We start from the raw sequence: 18,167 nt of genomic DNA, 5'->3' as shown, positions 1-18,167 counted from the left end.
TCGACTGGTCGAGCGCCATGAACCAGTTCGCTATTCTGTTTGGAGAGCGTTTTACCAACGCACGCGGGTAACTCCGTTAACCGCCTCGCACACAAAAATCCGGACAGGTTCGAATAAATCCTGGCGGCCGATAATACCGCTGTCTCCATCATTTTGCGTACGTTATTTCAAGACACACCGGGCCCCCACTGAGGAACTCAAAGATTGAGAGCGTTGGTATCAGTACAGGAAAGTTCCTAAGACGACTAAGAATGTTGCTCTAAAGGGAGTGGGTGGATGGTTAGCTTGGTTCATTCTTGTGATGATGTTTTTTGGTCCATATGACTGTGCCTCGTCGTCCCCGAAAACTTTCACCACGTGAAGCTTTATCGAGAAGTATTGTCAATCGACTACCCAAGGGGATTCAACCGAATATCCAATCTCATTCAGTGGCGAATCAACGCTATCGATAAATTTGACGAAATCGTAGAGGTTCCGAGCGACCGAGGGCGCTACGGATTTATCGACGGCTTGATTGCCTCAGCTTGCTAATCCTATCCGAGCGAACGGGGTTCCTCTCAGAGCTTGCGCCTGAAGGTATAGATATGACTTCGCGCAAACGGAAAAAAGGCGAGCGATGGTTTCGGGATGGTCGCGCGATCGCTTGCCTTATTCGGAAACATGTAGCGCCAAGAGAGATACCACTTGATGACAATCTGTATCAGGTGAGGGCCAGCGCTTTTGATCTCGCACTTCAACCTACTACGAAAGGCGTGCTGATAATTTCTCCACACCCACCTAAAAAATTCTATGGACAACTGCCAAGCAGAAGCGCCGACCGTCACAAGACCTGTTCATCAACCGAATTAACCGGCGTCACCAACCGCACAACGACCCATCCTGCCTCCTCCGAAGCCACCCCCCAATATCCCCACTACATCAACCACTTACCTTTGCTGTGAGAAACTTGTCCACAGGCTTGCCAACATTTTAGGTGGACAAGTTTCCCCTTCGTCACCGCGACAATCAGGACGTCGAAGTCGAAGTCTTCTTGACTACAAAAGTAATCCCCGCCGTTTTATCCGCTTTTGATGTCGCGCCGTAAAGCGTCGACGCGGTGGAATCGTAGAGCCCCATGCCGGTCATGACGATGCTGTTATAGGTACAGGTCGACGCGGCGAACGTGATGCTCAGATCGTACGCATTGTTCGTCGCGTGCGTCGCGATCGTGCCCGAGAAGAAGCAGCCGCTGGCACTTTCGCCGGTTACCGTGCCCGCCGGCAGAATGATCAGCGAGAGGTTTTCGGTGCCGCCCGCCGTGGTGCCGACCGTGCCGGAATAGATACCTGCGATCGTCGTGAGCGATGGCGTGGCCGTCGACAGCGTGCTGTTATAAGTCGACGTAAAGGTGTTCGTCGCGCCGTCGGTGTTATGCGTAAAGGTCCCCGCCATCGACGCATACGTCGAATAACTCGCCGACAGTGTGCTGGCCGCCACGCCGGTACTCAAGCCGGTCGTCGTCACCTGATAGTCGTAAGCATTCGACGACGCGAAGCTGCCGCCCGAGCCGCTTCCAGTGCCCACTACTACGCCGCCTACCGCGTCCGTCGAGCTCGTGGTCGGCACGCCGCTATAGAAATCGTAGAACGTACCGTCATTGAGCACCATCGATACAAAGGTACGTGAATCCCCCGTCGTTCCTTTGAAGATGCCAACAAAACTGTCTGGCGTGGATGAAGAGGAATCGCCACCGCCCCCACCGCAACCCGCCAATACAGAAGACGCCAAAATCAGCGAAAGTCCGACTCGTCTATTCATTTTTAGGAACTCTTCGAACAAAAATTGCGCGAATCGTACCTTGGCGTTCGAGGGGGGCATCCGCTAATAAAAAGCGAATGTTCCTTTCTGCTTTTTCGATTGAGTTGGCGAACGCAGCCAGATGCCGGAATCCCCTTATTTCAGGGGCTTAAAATGAAGGTTGCCGCGCGCTCAAATGCATTTCCTTCCCTTACAGCGCGCGCCAATCCAGGTCGTCAATCAGGTCTTCAATGACGAACCCGCCGCCGCTTCCTGCGACTGCACCTGCAGGACCGCATCGCGCTTGTCGAGCAAATGCTGCCGGAGAATCGCGCTGAGCTTCTTCCCATCGCGCGCTTCAAGCGCCTTCAACATTTCATCGTGATCGTGAATGGCGCTATCCCATTTAGGGATCTGAAAATTCGAGCGGAACCGCAGCGCCTGCAAACGCCGGTTCACCGCGACATACGTTTGACGTAGCGCTGAATTTCTCGCCGCCTCGTTGATCTTGTCGTGAATCGCCTGATTGCGGCTGTAGTAACCAGGCAGATCGTTCTGCGTGCGGCACGCGAGCATCGCGTAATGCAGCGCCTTGATCTCGGCAAGCTCGGCGGCTGTCATGCGCTCCGCTGCCAGTTCACCGGAAAACGCCTCGAGACCGCTCATCAATTCGAAGGTTTCGCGCAACTCCGCCTCCGACATCTTCGACACCGACGCGCCCCGGTTCGGCGAAATCTCGATCAATCCCTCGGCGGCGAGCACCTTCAACGCTTCACGTAGCGGTGTGCGCGAAATGCCCAGCGTTTCACACAACTCACGCTCGTTCAGTTTCTTGCCCGGCTCCAGCGCGCCTTCGACGATGAAGCGGCGGATGTGCTCCACCACCGTGTCGTGCAAGCGCTGGCGCTCGACCTTCGGCATCAGCGGCACAGCGGTCAAGCCCGCGTCGAAATCCGAATTTTGCATACAAAAGCCCTCAACATCGTATGAAAGCGGATTTTATCGGAACCATGCAGATTAGTTAATAGCGCGGGTAAACACCGGCATCTGCACGCGGTTTTCGCCTTGGGATCGTCACACTTCGTCTGATATAGTTTTTTGAATGCAAAATTCAATCGGAGGAGCGTCCCATGCTTAAGCTTGATTTCCATCCCGCCGGCCGTCACTTTCTGCAGATCCCGGGTCCGAGTCCGGTGCCCGACCGTATCCTCCGGGCGATGAGCTATCCGACTATCGACCACCGTGGCCCCGAGTTCGGTGAGCTGGGGTTAAAGGTGCTCGACGGCATCAAAAAGATCTTCAAGACACAGCAGCCGGTGGTGATTTATCCCGCGTCCGGCACGGGTGCGTGGGAGGCGGCACTCTCCAACACGCTGAGCCCCGGCGATCACGTGCTGATGTTCGAAACCGGCCACTTCGCGACACTGTGGAAAAAGATGGCGGAAAGCCTGGGGCTGAAGCCTGAGTTTCTCGGCTTGCCGGGTATCGAGGGATGGCGCCGCGGGGTTCAGCCGCAACTGATCGAAGAGCGTTTGCGTGCCGACACACAACACGCGATCAAGGCGGTATGCGTCGTCCACAACGAAACATCCACAGGCGTCACCTCGGACATCGCGGCGGTGCGCCGTGCCATCGATGCCGCAGGCCACCCGGCGTTGCTGCTGGTCGACACGATTTCGGGTCTCGCGTGCGCGGATTACCGTCACGACGAATGGGGCGTCGACGTCACCGTGTCGGGCTCCCAAAAAGGTCTGATGCTGCCGCCAGGCATCAGCTTCAATGCGATCTCGCCGAAAGCGGTAGCCGCCAGCAAGCAGGCAAAACTGCCGCGCAGCTTCTGGGACTGGACCGAAATCGTCGAGATGAACAAGACCGGCTACTGGCCGTACACGCCGAATACGAATCTTTTGTACGGTCTGTCCGAAGCGCTCGACATGATTCTCGGCGAGGGACTCGACAACGTATTTGCGCGTCACGAGCGTCTGGCCGAAGCCACTCGCCGCGCGGTGCGTGCGTGGGGCCTGGAGATCCAGTGCGCCGATCCTTCCGTGTACAGCCCCGTGTTGACCGGCGTAATGATGCCGGAGGGCGTGGATGCCGATGCGGTGCGCAAGCTCATCTACGAACGCTTCGACATGTCGCTCGGCACGGGCCTCGGCAAGATGAAAGGCCGCATGTTCCGCATCGGCCATCTTGGCGACTGTAACGACCTGATGCTGCTGGCCACGCTCGCGGGCTGCGAAATGGGTCTGAAACTCGCGGGCGTTGCGCTAAAGGAAAGTGGTTTGCCTGCCGCTATGGAGTGGTTGAGTTTGCCGACCAAGGCATCGGGTTTGAAAGCAGCGGCCTGAGCAAGCGCCAAAAAAACCACTGACCCAGAAGCATCGCGGTAATTGAGATAGGCAGCACGCATCAAGCATTAACCAGTTCGCATCAAACAGCTCAAAGCAACTCGCAGTCAGGGAAGTGAGGGAGCGCTTCCCTCACCAAGCCGCGCGAAGAACGAGGCCTGAACAACATGCAATGCGTCCGCAACCAGCGTGTGCCGCTGACGGGCGAGGACGTCGCGCGCCATCTCAGGCGCGCCGTCGACACATGCAATGGAGAGAGACGATGAAGCGGTTTCGTTTGACCAGTGCGACCAGTATCGTTCTAGTGATGCTCTGCATCATGTACTTCATCACCTACCTCGACCGCGTCAATGTCAGCACCGCGGCGGCAGGTTTCGGCAAGGAATTCCAACTTTCGCATACGCAGATCGGCCTCGTGTTTTCGGCCTTCGCGTATCCGTATCTGATCTTTCAGGTAATGGGCGGCTGGGTCAGCGACCGCTTCGGCGCTAGGCGTACGTTGCTGATCTGCGGCGCAATCTGGGGTGTCGCTACGTTACTCACAGGTTTGGCCGGTGGCTTGACCTCGCTGCTGGCCGCGCGTCTGTTGCTCGGCTTCGGTGAGGGCGCGACGTTTCCCGCTGCGACTGCCGCGATGGCTCGTTGGGTTGCGAGAGAAAAGCGCGGCTTTGCGCAAGGCATCACGCACGCCGCGTCGCGTGTCGGCAATGCGATTGCGCCGGCCGTCATCGTGCTGGTGATGGCGAACTGGGGCTGGCGCCAGTCGTTCTACATTTGCGGCGTGTTGAGTCTCGTGTGGGTGGCCGTGTGGGCGCTCACCTTCACTGAGCATCCGAAAGATCACCCGCGTATCACCGCCGAAGAACTCGCGGTGTTGCCCGCACCGAAGCCGAAGGTCAGCAACGTGCCGTGGGGCAAACTGTTCCGCCGCATGGTGCCTGTCACGATCGTGTACTTCTGTTATGGCTGGACGCTGTGGCTCTTTTTGAGCTGGATTCCGCAGTATTTTCTGCACCGCCATCACCTGCAATTGCAGAAGTCGGCGATCTTCGCTTCAGTGGTGTTCTTTGCCGGTGTGATCGGCGATACGCTCGGCGGCCTTGTCACTGACTGGATCCTCAAGCGCACCGGCAGTCTCAAACGCGCACGCAGCTGGATGGTGTCGGTCTGCATGCTGTTCTGCCTGATCTCGCTGATTCCGCTGATGTTCACCAACAACCTCTATCTGTCGATGGCGTGTCTCGCATCGGGCTTCTTCTTTGCCGAAATGACGATTGGACCGATGTGGGCGATTCCGATGGACATCGCGCCAGAATACTCGGGCACCGCAAGCGGCATGATGAACACGGGCTCGGCGCTGGCCGCGATTATCTCGCCGGTGGTGGGCGGCTTTCTGATCGACTATTTCAACAACTGGGAATTGCCGTTTGTCGGCAGCATGTTGTTGATGGGCGTCGGTGTTGTGCTGGCGTTCCGCATGCAGCCGGAAAGCAAATTCTCGCTGGACCCGGCGGATAACACGCACGCCACGACCAGCTTGCGCGTGTAAGCGGAACGCGGCTTTTTATTTAAAGATCCTGAATACATGACTCAATCACTTAGCCAGCGGCTTGCGGATGCACGCCGCGACCACGTGTCGCTCGACACCTTGTCGCCGGAACAGATACCCGCCGACGCCAGTGCCGCGTATGCGATCCAGTATGAAATTCTTAGCCTCAACGGCGCGGGGATCGGCGGCTGGAAGATCGGCGCAAAAGGCGCTAGCGGTCCTATTCAGGGCGCGCCGTTGCCCGATGTGGATCTGCATGCCGATGGCGCGCGTCTGTCGCGTGAAGGCTATGCGCCTTTAGGATTGGAACTGGAAATTGCGTTCCGCTTCGGCCGCAGCTTTGAACCGTCGAGCACGCCTTATGGCGAAGACGAAGTGAAGGCGGGCATCGGCTATCTAGGCGCCACGATCGAAGTCGTCGCAAGCCGCTATGCCGCGTGGCCCGATGTCGACAAACTCGCGCAGCTAGCGGATTTGCAGAATCACGGCGCGTTGGTCGTCGGTGAATTTACGCGCTATCACGAAGATTTTCCGTTCGTCGCGCCTTCGTTGCGTTTCAGTTTCGACGGGAACGATGTGGTCGAATCGACGCCCGCGAATCCGGCTGGCGATCCACGGCGGTTGCTGACATGGCTCGTCAATCACGCGACATCGCGTGGTATCACGGTGACCCCTGAGATGGTCGTCACCGCCGGATCATATACCGGCATGTTTTTCCCGCGCCACGCGGGCACGGCAAGCGGACGCATCGAAGGCCTCGCACCGGTCAGCCTCACGTTGTACTAGCTGCGGGCTGGTCGAGCCCCACGCAGCCTTTTCCAAAGGGCGACGATATGAAGAACCCCACATCCGCTTTACTCGTCAAGCCGATCCATCTGGTGCCTTCCAGTGCGCGTCTGACGAGTCCGCTTGCGCAGCATTTGCGCAAATCCTTGCGCGGCGACGTGCTGTTCGACGCGGCAAGTCGCGGCCGGTATGCGACCGACGCGTCGATCTACCAGATTACGCCAGTCGGCGTCGTCGTACCGCGCGACCAGGACGATTTGCGCGTGGCGCTGGAGATCGCGCGCAGTGAAAAGGTGCCTCTGCTGGCGCGCGGCGCGGGTACGAGCCAATGTGGCCAGACCGTCGGCGAGGCGCTGGTGATCGACACCAGCAAGTGGTTGAACAACATCGTTGCTTTCGACGCCGAGGCACGCACCGTGACTGTCGAACCCGGCGTCGTGCTGGATCATCTGAACGCGTGGCTCAAGCCGCACGGCTTGTGGTTTCCGGTGGATGTATCGACGGCTGCACAGTGCACGATCGGCGGAATGGCGGGGAATAACTCGTGCGGTTCCCGTTCGATCGAATACGGCAACATGGTTCATAACGTCGACGCGATCGACGCGATTCTGGCCGACGGCAGTGAAGCGCGCTTCGCGTCGCTGCGCGATGCGCCGCAAGGCGCACGTTTGTTGCAGATCGTCGCAGGCGTCACGCAGATCGCGCAGCGCGAGCGCGACGAAATTATCGAGCGTGTGCCGAAGGTTTTACGCCGCGTAGCGGGCTATAACATCGACCTGTTCGATTGTCAGAACCCGCGCGCTTATACCGACGACGGCAGCGCCAACCTCGCGCATCTGCTGGTCGGCTCGGAAGGCACGCTCGCGTTCAGCCGTCAGTTGACGCTGAGGCTTGCGCCGTTGCCAGCGCATAAAACGCTTGGCGTGGTCAATTTTCCGACCTTCCGGCAGTCGATGGCGCTGACGCAGCACATCGTCAAATTGAAGCCGGTTGCAGTCGAGCTGGTCGATCGAACGATGATCGATCTCGCGATGAGCAACCCCGCGTTTCGTCCGGTGATCAGCAAGGCGCTGGTCGGTGAGCCGCAAGCCATTCTGCTGGTGGAGTTCGCGGGCGAGGACCGCGATGCGCAGCTTGCATCGCTTAACCAACTCACGGAACTGATGGCCGATCTCGGCTTGCCCGATTCGGTCGTCGAAATGCCGGACGCGAACGAACAGAAAGCGTTGTGGGAGGTCCGCAAAGCCGGGCTGAACATCATGATGAGCATGAAGGGCGACGGCAAGCCGGTGTCTTTCATCGAAGATTGCGCGGTACCGCTCGAACATCTCGCCGACTACACGAGCCGCCTGACCGAGGTATTCCATCGGCACGGCACGGAAGGTACCTGGTACGCACACGCGAGCGTCGGCACGCTGCACGTGCGGCCGATTCTCGATATGCGCCGCGACGGTGCGACGAAAATGCGCGCCATCGCAGACGAAGCCTCAGCGCTCGTGCGCGAATACAAGGGTGCGTATTCCGGTGAACACGGCGACGGGTTGTGCCGGGGCGAATGGGTCGCGTGGCAGTACGGGCCACGATTGAACCAGGCGTTCAGCGAGATCAAGGCACTGTTCGATCCGGACAATCGCTTCAATCCCGACAAGATCGTGCGACCGCCGAAAATGGACGACACGCGCAATTTCCGTTTCCCGCCGGGTTACAAGGAACATCGCATCGACACGGCGCTCGACTGGTCCGCGTGGAATGTCCAGCGCGATCCGCTGACCGGCGAGGAGACGTTGCCGGGCAGCGGCAACGATCGGTCGGGCGGTCTCGCGAAGGCCGTCGAGATGTGCAATAACAACGGTCACTGCCGCAAGTTCGACGCGGGCACGATGTGCCCGAGTTATCGCGTGACGAAGGACGAGCAGCACGTCACGCGCGGACGCGCGAACACGTTGCGCCTCGCGATTTCGGGGCAGCTCGGCGAGGCGGGTCTCGCCAGCGACGACGTCAAGGACACGCTCGATCTCTGCGTCTCGTGCAAGGGCTGCAAGCGCGATTGCCCGACCGGGGTCGACATGGCAAAGTTCAAGATCGAAGCGCGGGCGGCGCGTGTCAAGGTGCAGGGTTTGCGTCTGCGAGACAGGCTGGTGGCGTTCATGCCGCGCTATGCGGCTACCGCGAGCCGCGTGCCGGCGCTCATGGCGTTGGCGGATGGCGTGCCGGTGTTGTCTGCGTGGTTCAAGCGGTCGGTGGGTTTCGCACCAGAGCGCAGTTTGCCGCGCTTCAGGAAATCGTTTTTGTCGGACGCGGTGGCACGCAAACCTTCACAGAATGGCGCCTTAAAAGAAGTCCTGTTGTTCGTCGATACATTCAACAACAACATGGAGCCGGACAACGCGCGCGCCGCGCAACAGGTGCTCGAAGCGGCGGGTTACACGGTGCATTTCAATACACGCCAGGGCGAGCGGCCAGTGTGTTGCGGCCGCACGTTCCTTGCGGCGGGTCTGGTCGACGAAGCCAGGCAGGAAGCGCGGCGCATGCTCGATCTGTTCAAACCGTTCGTGGAGCGGGGCGTGCCGGTTGTCGGGCTGGAGCCGTCATGTCTGCTTTCGCTGCGCGACGAGTTCCTGCAGTACGGTTTCGGCGACGAAGCACAACGGCTTGCAAAACAGGCGTTTCTGTTCGAAGAATTTCTGGTGCGCGAGGAAAAGGCAGGGCGCCTGCAGCTTGCATTGAAGCCGTTGAGCCAGCAGCAGGCGCTGGTGCACGGCCACTGTCATCAGAAAGCATTCGACGCGTTCACGCCCGTACAGACCGTGCTGAAATGGATTCCGGAGTTGAAGGTATCGACAGTGGAATCGTCGTGCTGCGGAATGGCCGGCAGCTTCGGCTACGAAGCGGAACATTATGCGACGTCGCAGGCGATGGCCGAATTGGCGTTGCTGCCAGCCGTGCGCAAGATAGATCGCAACACGGTCATGGTTGCCGATGGCACGAGTTGCCGTCACCAGATTCACGACGGCGCGGGCGTGGAGGCCATTCACGTGGCGCGCGTGCTGGCGATGGCGCTGCAGTAATTAAAACGCCGGCAGCCGGGCGCCTCGCTTAAACGCCAAGAACCTGCCGATAAGCAGTAGGCGCGACGCCCACGCCGTCGCGAAAGCGATGGCTGAAATGGCTGGCGTTCGAATAGCCGCACTGCTCGGCCACCTGCGCGAGCGGCATCGTGGTGGTGCGCAGCAACGTGCGGGCGCGTTCGAGCCGCTGCTGCGCAATCCATGCAGCGGGTGGTAATCCGAACGACGCGCGGAACATCCGCGCAAGGTGAAATTCCGACAACGACGCAACGCCGGCAAGCTCGCCGAGCGTAAGCGTCTGCGACAGATGACTCTCGATGTAGTCCCGCAGACGCCGCCGGGTCGCCACCGACAAACCGCCTTTGAACGACACATCCGTGCGACGCACGCCCTGTGCGCGCAGCAGCAGACTCAGCACTTCGTGCGCGGTCTCATTGGTGCGCAGGAGGCCGTCTGGCGTGTACCAGTCCTCGTTGACCAGTGTCTGGCACAGGCCCGCGATGCGCGCGTCCTCGAAATACGTACGATCGGCGAGCGTCAGTTCGCGCGGTTCCTGATCGAGTTCCTGAACCGCGCGCTGCGTGAAGTGTTCGGGAAGAAAGTACAGATGCATGAAATGCATGTGCCCGCGTACCCACCAGCGCGATTCATGCTCGCCCGGCAGCGCGCAAAGCCGCGACGGCGCGCCGTAGTGGCCCGGCATTTTCTGGCGTTCCGTGCGGTAGCCGCCGTCCAGATAGCACGACAGCGTGTGATGGCCGGGGCGCTCGTAGACGGTTTCGGCTTCTTCGGTATCGCGCGTCCAGAGCGCGATGGCGAGCCGGTCGCCGAGCCACGCGAAGCGGTCCAGATGCGCGTCAGCGCTGCCCAGCGTGTGACAGACCGACTGAAGGCCGAACGGCGTGTCAGTGGAATTCATCATCACGGGGACGGGCGGATTGACGTTCACGGAAAGCGGGCGAAATAGGTTGAGCAGCGGAGTTAGCGCAAGTATACGGTGAGCCTGACGCGGCCGCTTGCCAGCGCGAAAAAGTGCGCAATCCTGGACAAGTTCTTCGGGCAGCGTTGCAGCATAGTCGAACTTCCGAATCCCCCTGCAGGCTTGTCATGAATCTCGCGCTTTATGCCGTCACCGTTTTGATCTGGGGCACCACGTGGCTCGCGATCAAATGGCAACTTGGCTCAGTGCCGCCGCCGGTGTCGATTGCGTGGCGCTTCTGGATCGCCGCGCTGGTGCTGTTCGCGCTGCTGCGCATCATGCGCCGTCCGATCTGGCCGCCGCGCGCCGCATGGCGGTATCTCGTCGCGCAAGGCTTCGCGCTGTTCTGCCTCAACTTTCTATGCTTCTACTACGCCGAACAGACCGTGCCGAGTGGCCTGGTCGCGGTGGTGTTTTCAATCGCGCCGCTGTTGAATTCGATCAACGGGCGGATTTTCATGGGCCGCCCATTGCAGCCGACCGCCATTGCTGGCGCGTTGCTCGGTCTGGTCGGCATCGTGTGTCTGTTCGTTCAGCAGATGGCGGGACATCTCGGCGACCGCACCGAATTGATCGGCCTTGGCGTCGCGTTTCTCGGCACCTTGTGTTTCTCGGCCGGTAGTCTGCTGTCGAGCCGGATGCAATCGATGGGCTTGCATCCGTTCGCCACCAATAGCTGGGCGATGATGATCGGCGCGAGCATCCTGACGGTGGGCAGTGCGTTGGGCGGTTTGTCGTTCGCCGTGGAGCCGTCCGTGCGTTACCTCGGGGCGCTCGCCTATCTCGCGATCTTCGGCTCGGTAATCGGCTTTACCGCGTACCTGATGCTCGTCGGACGCATGGGACCTGAGCGGGCTGCTTACTGCACGGTACTGTTTCCGATTGTGGCGCTGGCGGCATCGACGGTATTCGAGGGATATCAGTGGTCCGCGCTGGCGGTGGTGGGCTTGCTGCTGGTGGTGGCGGGCAACCTGGTCGCGTTCGATCTGACGCGACGTATCTTCGTGCGACGTTCGCCCGCGCGTTCCTGACGGCGTTGCAACTCCACGCAATCTCTACGGCTCCCCGAAGCTACGGAAAGGCCCCCAAGGTGAGCCTTTTCGGGAGCCTCATAAGCGTCTGAAAACTTTACCGGTGAGCTTTTTCGGGAGGCGGGCACTTTTGCCCGCCCACCCGGATTGGCCTGCGGATCGACGACGTGGGTAGACGAAATTACCTCATGGTCTTATACTGCTCCTCTTGCTAACCGCGAAATCGCAGCTAAATAAGCCAAGTTAGAAGGGGTTCGATGCAAACTGGAGCAAACTGCCGCCAGTTTACGTTTGACCCGACGCCGGAGAAAGACCGGCTTCCCAAGGGCTCCCAAAGCCCGCCGGACGCGCGCCACAGCGCCGCCGTCCACATCATCGATGGATCTGGCACCAGTTTTGCTAACTGGTAAGCCACCGAGGGCAACAGCAGCACATCGCCGCCTACCCTCGCGCCGGGCAGAAAACAGACCCCGGCACCACTCGGTTCACCTCGCGGCACCTGCCGCGTCTCGAACTTCCCATTCGCAGCGTCGTTACGACGCCTGTGCGGCGCGGCTATTTTCGCGCGTCGCTCGAACCCGGAGGCGCCTCTTCATGATTCAACGTCCTGCCAGACTGATCGGCAGTCTTGTAGCCATCGGCATCGTCATCGCATTGCTGTGTCGTGCGATCGACCCCAGCGCCTTGCATCAATACGCGCCCGATCTCGTCTACTACACGAAACGGCATTTGTTGCTAGTTGGCTATTCGATGGCGGCTGCACTGCTTGTCGGCATTCCTGCCGGCATTCTGCTGAGCCGCCCGTCGTTCGCCCGCCACGCCGAACGCTTCATGCAGATCTTCAACATCGGCAATACGATTCCGTCGCTCGCCGTTCTCGCGATTGCACTAGGGATCTTCGGCATCGGCGATATTCCCGCGCTGGTCGCGCTGTTCCTTGCGTCATTGCTGCCCATCACGCGTAACGCGTACGAGGGCATGAAAAACGTATCACCGGCGCTGCGCGAAGCGGCACGCGGGCTCGGTATGACCGGCTGGCAATCGCTGATGCGCGTCGAGTTGCCGAACGCAATGCCGATCATCATCGGCGGCGTGCGGACGGCGCTTGCGATCAACGTGGGCAGTGCGCCGCTCGCGTATCTAATCGGCGCAGACAGTCTCGGCACGCTGATTTTCCCCGGTATTTATCTGAACAATCAGCAGCAACTGCTGCTGGGCGCGGCGGCGACCGCGATTCTCGCGCTGGTGCTCGACGGTATCGTTTCGACTGGCAGCCGCTACCTGCTCGCACGACGCGGGGTGACGGCATGATGAATCTGTTCAAACGCTCCCGCTGGATCGCCGCTGGCGCCTTGTTGCTCACAAGCCTTCAGGCGAGCGCCACGACACTCGTACTGGGCGGCAAAAATTTCACTGAGCAGTACGTTCTTACCGAGATCACCGCGCAGTACCTGCGTTCGAAGGGCTACACGGTCGATCCACGCACCGGCCTCGGCAGCACCTTGCTGCGCAGTGCGCAGGAAAACGGCCAGGTTGATTTGGTGTGGGAATACACCGGCACCGCTGCGATCGTCTACAACAAGATCACCGAGAAGCTAGATCCGAAGACGATGTACGAACGCGTGAAGGCGCTCGATGCAAAACGCGGTCTCGTCTGGCTCGATGCGTCGCCGTTGAACAACACGTACGCGCTTGGTTTGCCGCAGGAAGAAGCGCAAAAAACCGGCATTCGCACGATTTCGCAACTCGCTGCGAAGCTCGCCGCGGAGCCGCACAAGAAGCACGTGTTCGCGATGGATGCGGAGTTTGCGAATCGTCCGGATGGTTTGAAGCCGCTCGAAGCCGCGTACGGGATGCAGTTCAGCCGCGCGGAAACGCGTCAGATGGACCCGGGCCTCGTGTACACCGCACTGCATAACAACCAGGTGCCGATCGGCCTGATCTATACGACGGACGGCCGCGTGAAGGGCTTCAACATCATGCCGCTCGAAGACGACCGTCACTACTTCCCCGCGTACAACGCGACGCCGGTGGTACGTAAGGCGACGCTCGACCAGAACCCGCAACTCGCGTCGCAGTTGAATGCGCTATCGGCCGCGCTGAACAACGACATCATGCTGGAGATGAACAAGCAGGTCGACATCGACGGTAAGGCGGTGCATGAAGTCGCGGCGGAATTTTTGCGCACGCACAAGCTGCCCTGAGCGGAGACCTATCTATGAATGTATTCGACTATCTGTCGGCCAACTGGCCTGAACTGCTGCAACTCACCGCGCAACACGTGTGGCTGGTGGGAATCGCGGTGGGCTGCGCGATCATCGTCGGCGTTCCGTTGGGGATCCTGATCAGTCGGCACGAATGGCTCGCCTCGCCGTTGCTGAGCGTCGCAACCGTGGTGCTGACCTTGCCGTCCATCGCGCTGTTCGGACTGATGATTCCGGTGTTCTCGCGCTTCGGCCAGGGCATCGGCGCGGTGCCGGCGATCACCGCCGTGTTCCTCTACTCGCTGCTGCCGATCATGCGTAACACCTACCTCGCGTTGCGCAATGTCGACGCCGGCATCAAGGAAGCGGGCATCGGCATCGGCATGACGGTTTGGCAACGGCTGCGCCTCGTCGACTTGCCGCTCGCCGTACCGGTGATTCTGGGCGGCGTGCGCACGGCGGTCGTGATGAACATCGGCGTGATGACGATTGCTGCCGTGATCGGTGCGGGTGGACTCGGCACGTTGATCATCCGCGCAATCGGCCAGAGCAACATGATGAAACTACTGGTGGGCGCCGTGCTCGTGAGCCTGCTCGCGATCGTCGCCGACCTGCTGCTGCAGGCACTGCAACGCCTGCTGACACCGAAGGGAGTACAGAAGACATGATCGAACTCGACAAACTGACCAAGACGTTTACGCAGAAAGACGGCCAGCAGGTAAAGGCGGTCGACTCGGTGAGCCTGACAGTGGGCGAAGGCGAAATCTGCGTATTTCTCGGCCCGTCGGGCTGCGGCAAGACCACCACGCTGAAGATGATCAACCGCCTGATCGAGGCGACTTCGGGTCGTGTGCTGATCGGCGGCGAAGATACTTCGGGGCTGAACGAAATCGAGCTGCGCCGCCGCATCGGGTATGTGATTCAGCAGATCGGGCTGTTCCCGAACATGACGATCGAAGAGAACATCACGGTGGTGCCGCGTCTGCTCGGTTGGGACAAGAAGCGCTGCCGTGAACGGGCCACCGAATTGATGTCGATGGTCGCGCTCGATCCGAAGCAGTATCTGAAGCGTTATCCGCGTGAACTGTCGGGCGGGCAGCAGCAGCGTATCGGCGTGATTCGCGCATTGGCCGCCGACCCGCCGGTATTGCTGATGGACGAGCCGTTCGGCGCGGTCGATCCGATCAATCGCGAGTCGATCCAGAACGAGTTCTTCCAGATGCAGCGTCAGTTGAACAAGACGGTGATCATGGTGAGCCACGATATCGACGAAGCGATCAAACTCGGCGACCGTGTTGCGGTGTTTCGCCGTGGACAACTCGTGCAATACGATCATCCGGACACGCTGCTGGCGCATCCGCACGATGAGTTCGTCGGCGCGTTCGTCGGTCAGGACAGCACGTTGAAGCGCCTGTTGCTGGTGAAGGCCGGCGACGCCGCCACGCAACCTGAGACCGCACGCGCCGATATGCCGGTGGCGAAGGCTTTCCAGATGATGGACGACAGCGACAACCGCTATCTGACCATCGTCGACGACAACCGGCAGGCGCTCGGCTACGTGACGCGTCGCGCGGCGCGCGCGGGTCAGGGCGTGTGCGGCGACCATCTCACGCCGTTCAAGGCAACGGTGAGCGCCGACGAGCATCTACGGATCGTGCTGTCGAAGATGTACCAGTTCAACTCGTCATGGATGCCGGTGCTGGATGCCGATAGCCGTTATATCGGCGAGGTCACGCAGGACTCGATTGCAGATTATCTGAGCTCGGGCCGTTCGCGTCGTCAGACGGGACAGCCGGCAATCGTGTCGCCTGCGGTCGCCGCGGCAGAAGCATCGGCTGCCGCGCAGGCGGCGGCGCAGGAGCACCCCGCGCATTCGTAATGTCCTGAACAAGCAGTCAGCAAATTGGCCTTCGCTCGGCAGCAGAGCGAAGGCCGTCAATCCAGGTGCTTGCAGCACACACTCGAAAATCATATAAAAATCCCATTTTGAATATAATTCTATGCAACTAGAATTAATTAAATGAGCGAGTTTAAATGCACATTTATTTGTGAATAAATTTAATATTTTTCCATGCGAGTATAAAGCGTCTACATTCACGTAGTCGTGATGGCCGGCCGATCCGGCTACATGCGACGCACCGTAAGCCTTAAGCTAACAAGGCGTGCGTGCTTTGCAATCGCAAGGAAATACCGTCGTGAAATTCATCTCCCGCCTGAGCGCGGCCGTGGTTTTATTACACAGCATTATCCCGTTGAATGCGTCCGCGCAATCGCAACTTACTTACACCACTTCTTGGATTGGTAATAGCTTTGGATTTGGCGATGGTAAATGGATGCAGCAGGATATCCAGGCCATTAGCATTGGCGCCGACGGCACGGTCTATACGAATTCGCCATGGGACGAGAGCGGCAGCGAAATTGCCGCCTATCGCGCGGGCGACAAAATCGCGGTAGCCGGTTCGACGCATGGCTGGGGCGCGGCGGGTGGCGATGCGGTCGCCGTCAACCATACGTACCTGTATGCGGCGATGTCGATCGGTAACGAAAGCAATGCGCTGGTCGGCGCGGATTATCCGGCGGCGAATCTGACGTGGTACGGCATCACCCGTCGCACGCTCTCAAGATTGGCAACGGGCGCGCCTTTCAGCGGCGGCATTGCCAATAGCGCGAACGCGACGAAGAACAGCTTCCTGCCGGTCGAAACGGTGGCAACTGGCACCGACGCCGGCATTCGCGGCATGGCTGCGACCGACACCGAGTTGTACGTCGCCGACACGTACGGCAATCAGATCGTCGTCTACGACGCCAATTCGATGGAACGTTTGCGCTCGTGGACGGTGACGTCGCCCGGACGCATGGCGATCGACACCGATTCGACTCTTTGGGTGATGAGCGGATTCTCATCCGGAAACCTAAGTATTCTGCACTACGCGGCGAATGGAAACCTTCTCTCTGGCAGCTTGCCGTTGCCCGCTGGAACCATTCCAACCGATATCTCGGTCACGCCGTCAGGCCAGATTCTTGTCGCCGATAACGGGCCGTTGCAGCAGATCCTCGTTTTCACTAAAGACGCCAACGGTCAGCCGCAAGCCGCTCCGTCCATCGGCACGCGCAATGGCCTTTTCCATGCGGTGAGAGGCGAGCCTGGCAATGTGCGCTTCAACGGCATGACCGGTGTCGGCGTCGATCCGGCGGGCAATCTGTATGTCGCGGAAAACGGCGAAGGGCCGAGGCCGCTGGGTTCGGCAACGGTCGGGCAGGGCGCGGTGCTCGAAAGCTACGTGTATAGCTCGCATGCTTTCAACTGGCGTCTGTACGGGCTGACGTTTGTCGATAGCGCCGCTTTCGATCCCGCCACGCCCAATTCGGTCTATACCGGCTCGAAGCGCTTCACGCTCGATTACACGCAGCCGCTCGGCAAGGAGTGGTCGTACGCGGCTTTTACGCTCGATCGTTTCGACTATCCCGGCGACCCCGCGTTTTACTCGCCGCGCGGCGTGCGCGGTGAGCCGATGATGCGCAGAATCAACGGTCAGCCGTTTCTTTATACGCTTGATTCGGGCGCGCATTACCTGAACGTTTATCGCTTCGATACCGCACACGGCGAGATCGCAATACCGTCCGGCATGTTCGCGCAGAATCCATTGCCGGGGACGTCGCCGGTCGGGCAGCCCGCCTACGGCGAATGGATGTGGCGCGACAGCAATGGCAACGGCTCCGTCGATCCGGCCGAGATCACCAGCAATCCCTCCACTGGCAGCACGGTCGGCAATGGCTTCTGGTGGGTCGATACGCCAGGCAATGTGTGGCTCGCTACACCGTTGAGCGGGATCCGCGAAATGCCGTTGCAAGGGATCGATTCGATCGGCAACCCAATTTATTCGTACGCCAGTTCGAAGATGTTCGCGATGCCGCCACCGTTCACGCGGATTGCGCGGATTGTCTACGATTCGTCGAACGACAGCATGTACATCTCCGGTTTCACCGCGGCGATTCCATGGGATGCAACGCACTGGAAGGAGGCCGGTCCCGTGCTCGCACGCTATGCAAACTGGAGTACGGGCACGCCGACCATGGTGTACTCGATCGCACTGCCATGGAATACGCAGACTGATCCGCAGACCACCACAGTGGGCGTTGCGGTGGCGGGCAACTACATCTTCGTCGCGGAGTTGTACACCAATAAGGTCGACGTGTACGACGCGCGTTCCGGCCAACCAGTCGGCTACATGACACCGGGGGCGAGCGTCGGCAATACGAGCGGCTGGGTGGACGTGTATCTCGGCATCAGCGCGGTGGAGCGCGAGACGGGCGAGTACGTGATTCTGCTGGAAGACGACGCGCGCGCAAAAATCCTGATGTATCGATGGACACCGTCGAGGTAGGTCGTCAGCACGTTGCGGGTTCACGCGCGTCATGATCG

Annotated in this window: 14 protein-coding genes; 11 read left to right on the top strand and 3 right to left on the bottom strand. The window is 59.9% G+C overall.

What is annotated here, in order from left to right; all coding sequences use genetic code 11:
- Nucleotides 1-584 precede the first annotated feature (584 nt).
- On the top strand, nucleotides 585-941 hold the full coding sequence (locus LMG28727_RS26030) for a hypothetical protein (RefSeq protein WP_201645171.1): 357 nt from the start codon (nucleotides 585-587) through the stop codon (nucleotides 939-941).
- Nucleotides 942-1,005: 64 nt separating this feature from the next.
- Here LMG28727_RS26030 and LMG28727_RS26025 read toward each other — a convergent pair whose 3' ends face one another.
- Together LMG28727_RS26025 and LMG28727_RS26020 are read right to left on the bottom strand one after the other, a co-directional pair.
- A complete protein-coding gene (locus LMG28727_RS26025; RefSeq protein WP_201645170.1) occupies nucleotides 1,006-1,797 on the bottom strand; it encodes a hypothetical protein in 792 nt (263 codons plus the stop codon).
- Nucleotides 1,798-2,016: 219 nt separating this feature from the next.
- Nucleotides 2,017-2,742, bottom strand: coding sequence for a GntR family transcriptional regulator (locus tag LMG28727_RS26020; protein WP_201645169.1), 726 nt, complete (start codon nucleotides 2,740-2,742; stop codon nucleotides 2,017-2,019).
- Nucleotides 2,743-2,906: 164 nt separating this feature from the next.
- Between LMG28727_RS26020 and LMG28727_RS26015 the strand changes: the two genes are divergently transcribed.
- From LMG28727_RS26015 to LMG28727_RS26000, 4 genes are all read left to right on the top strand, one after another.
- Complete coding sequence (locus LMG28727_RS26015; protein ID WP_201645168.1) at nucleotides 2,907-4,127, top strand: pyridoxal-phosphate-dependent aminotransferase family protein; 1,221 nt, start codon at nucleotides 2,907-2,909, stop codon at nucleotides 4,125-4,127.
- A 262-nt stretch (nucleotides 4,128-4,389) separates the two neighbouring features.
- Complete coding sequence (locus LMG28727_RS26010; RefSeq protein WP_201645167.1) at nucleotides 4,390-5,676, top strand: MFS transporter; 1,287 nt, start codon at nucleotides 4,390-4,392, stop codon at nucleotides 5,674-5,676.
- A gap of 36 nt (nucleotides 5,677-5,712) precedes the next feature.
- Nucleotides 5,713-6,462, top strand: a complete 750-nt coding sequence (locus LMG28727_RS26005) for a 2-keto-4-pentenoate hydratase (RefSeq protein WP_201645166.1) — start codon at nucleotides 5,713-5,715, stop codon at nucleotides 6,460-6,462.
- Nucleotides 6,463-6,509: 47 nt separating this feature from the next.
- A complete protein-coding gene (locus tag LMG28727_RS26000; RefSeq protein ID WP_201645165.1) occupies nucleotides 6,510-9,530 on the top strand; it encodes an FAD-binding and (Fe-S)-binding domain-containing protein in 3,021 nt (1,006 codons plus the stop codon).
- Nucleotides 9,531-9,558: 28 nt separating this feature from the next.
- Here LMG28727_RS26000 and LMG28727_RS25995 read toward each other — a convergent pair whose 3' ends face one another.
- A complete protein-coding gene (locus tag LMG28727_RS25995; RefSeq protein WP_201645164.1) occupies nucleotides 9,559-10,452 on the bottom strand; it encodes an AraC family transcriptional regulator in 894 nt (297 codons plus the stop codon).
- Between the two features lie 185 nt (nucleotides 10,453-10,637).
- On the opposite strand from LMG28727_RS25995, the gene LMG28727_RS25990 reads away from it, so the two are divergent.
- The 6 genes from LMG28727_RS25990 (at nucleotide 10,638) to LMG28727_RS25965 (ending at nucleotide 18,129) form a co-directional block, all read left to right on the top strand.
- Nucleotides 10,638-11,540, top strand: coding sequence for a DMT family transporter (locus LMG28727_RS25990; RefSeq protein ID WP_201645163.1), 903 nt, complete (start codon nucleotides 10,638-10,640; stop codon nucleotides 11,538-11,540).
- Between the two features lie 594 nt (nucleotides 11,541-12,134).
- The gene (locus LMG28727_RS25985) at nucleotides 12,135-12,851 is read left to right on the top strand and encodes an ABC transporter permease (protein ID WP_201645162.1); all 717 of its coding nucleotides are present in this window, start codon (nucleotides 12,135-12,137) and stop codon (nucleotides 12,849-12,851) included.
- Nucleotides 12,848-13,744 (top strand): glycine betaine ABC transporter substrate-binding protein, encoded by an 897-nt coding sequence (locus LMG28727_RS25980; RefSeq protein WP_407945868.1) that lies wholly within the window; start codon nucleotides 12,848-12,850, stop codon nucleotides 13,742-13,744. Before LMG28727_RS25985 ends, LMG28727_RS25980 begins: the two co-directional genes overlap by 4 nt.
- A 14-nt stretch (nucleotides 13,745-13,758) precedes the next feature.
- Nucleotides 13,759-14,412 carry an ABC transporter permease gene (locus tag LMG28727_RS25975; protein WP_201645161.1) on the top strand — a complete coding sequence of 218 codons (654 nt, stop codon included), beginning with the start codon at nucleotides 13,759-13,761 and terminating at the stop codon, nucleotides 14,410-14,412.
- Nucleotides 14,409-15,623: an osmoprotectant ABC transporter ATP-binding protein OsmV gene (locus LMG28727_RS25970; RefSeq protein ID WP_201645160.1), complete on the top strand. Its 1,215-nt coding sequence runs from the start codon at nucleotides 14,409-14,411 to the stop codon at nucleotides 15,621-15,623. The genes LMG28727_RS25975 and LMG28727_RS25970 overlap by 4 nt, the downstream gene beginning before the upstream one ends.
- 316 nt (nucleotides 15,624-15,939) lie before the next feature.
- Nucleotides 15,940-18,129 carry an NHL repeat-containing protein gene (locus LMG28727_RS25965; protein WP_201645159.1) on the top strand — a complete coding sequence of 730 codons (2,190 nt, stop codon included), beginning with the start codon at nucleotides 15,940-15,942 and terminating at the stop codon, nucleotides 18,127-18,129.
- Nucleotides 18,130-18,167: the final 38 nt, after the last annotated feature.

This window comes from Paraburkholderia metrosideri (genome assembly GCF_904848625.1).
Taxonomy (GTDB): domain Bacteria; phylum Pseudomonadota; class Gammaproteobacteria; order Burkholderiales; family Burkholderiaceae; genus Paraburkholderia; species Paraburkholderia metrosideri.
The sequence above is the reverse complement of the archived record's forward strand: the minus strand, read 5'-3'. Positions and strand labels throughout refer to the sequence as shown.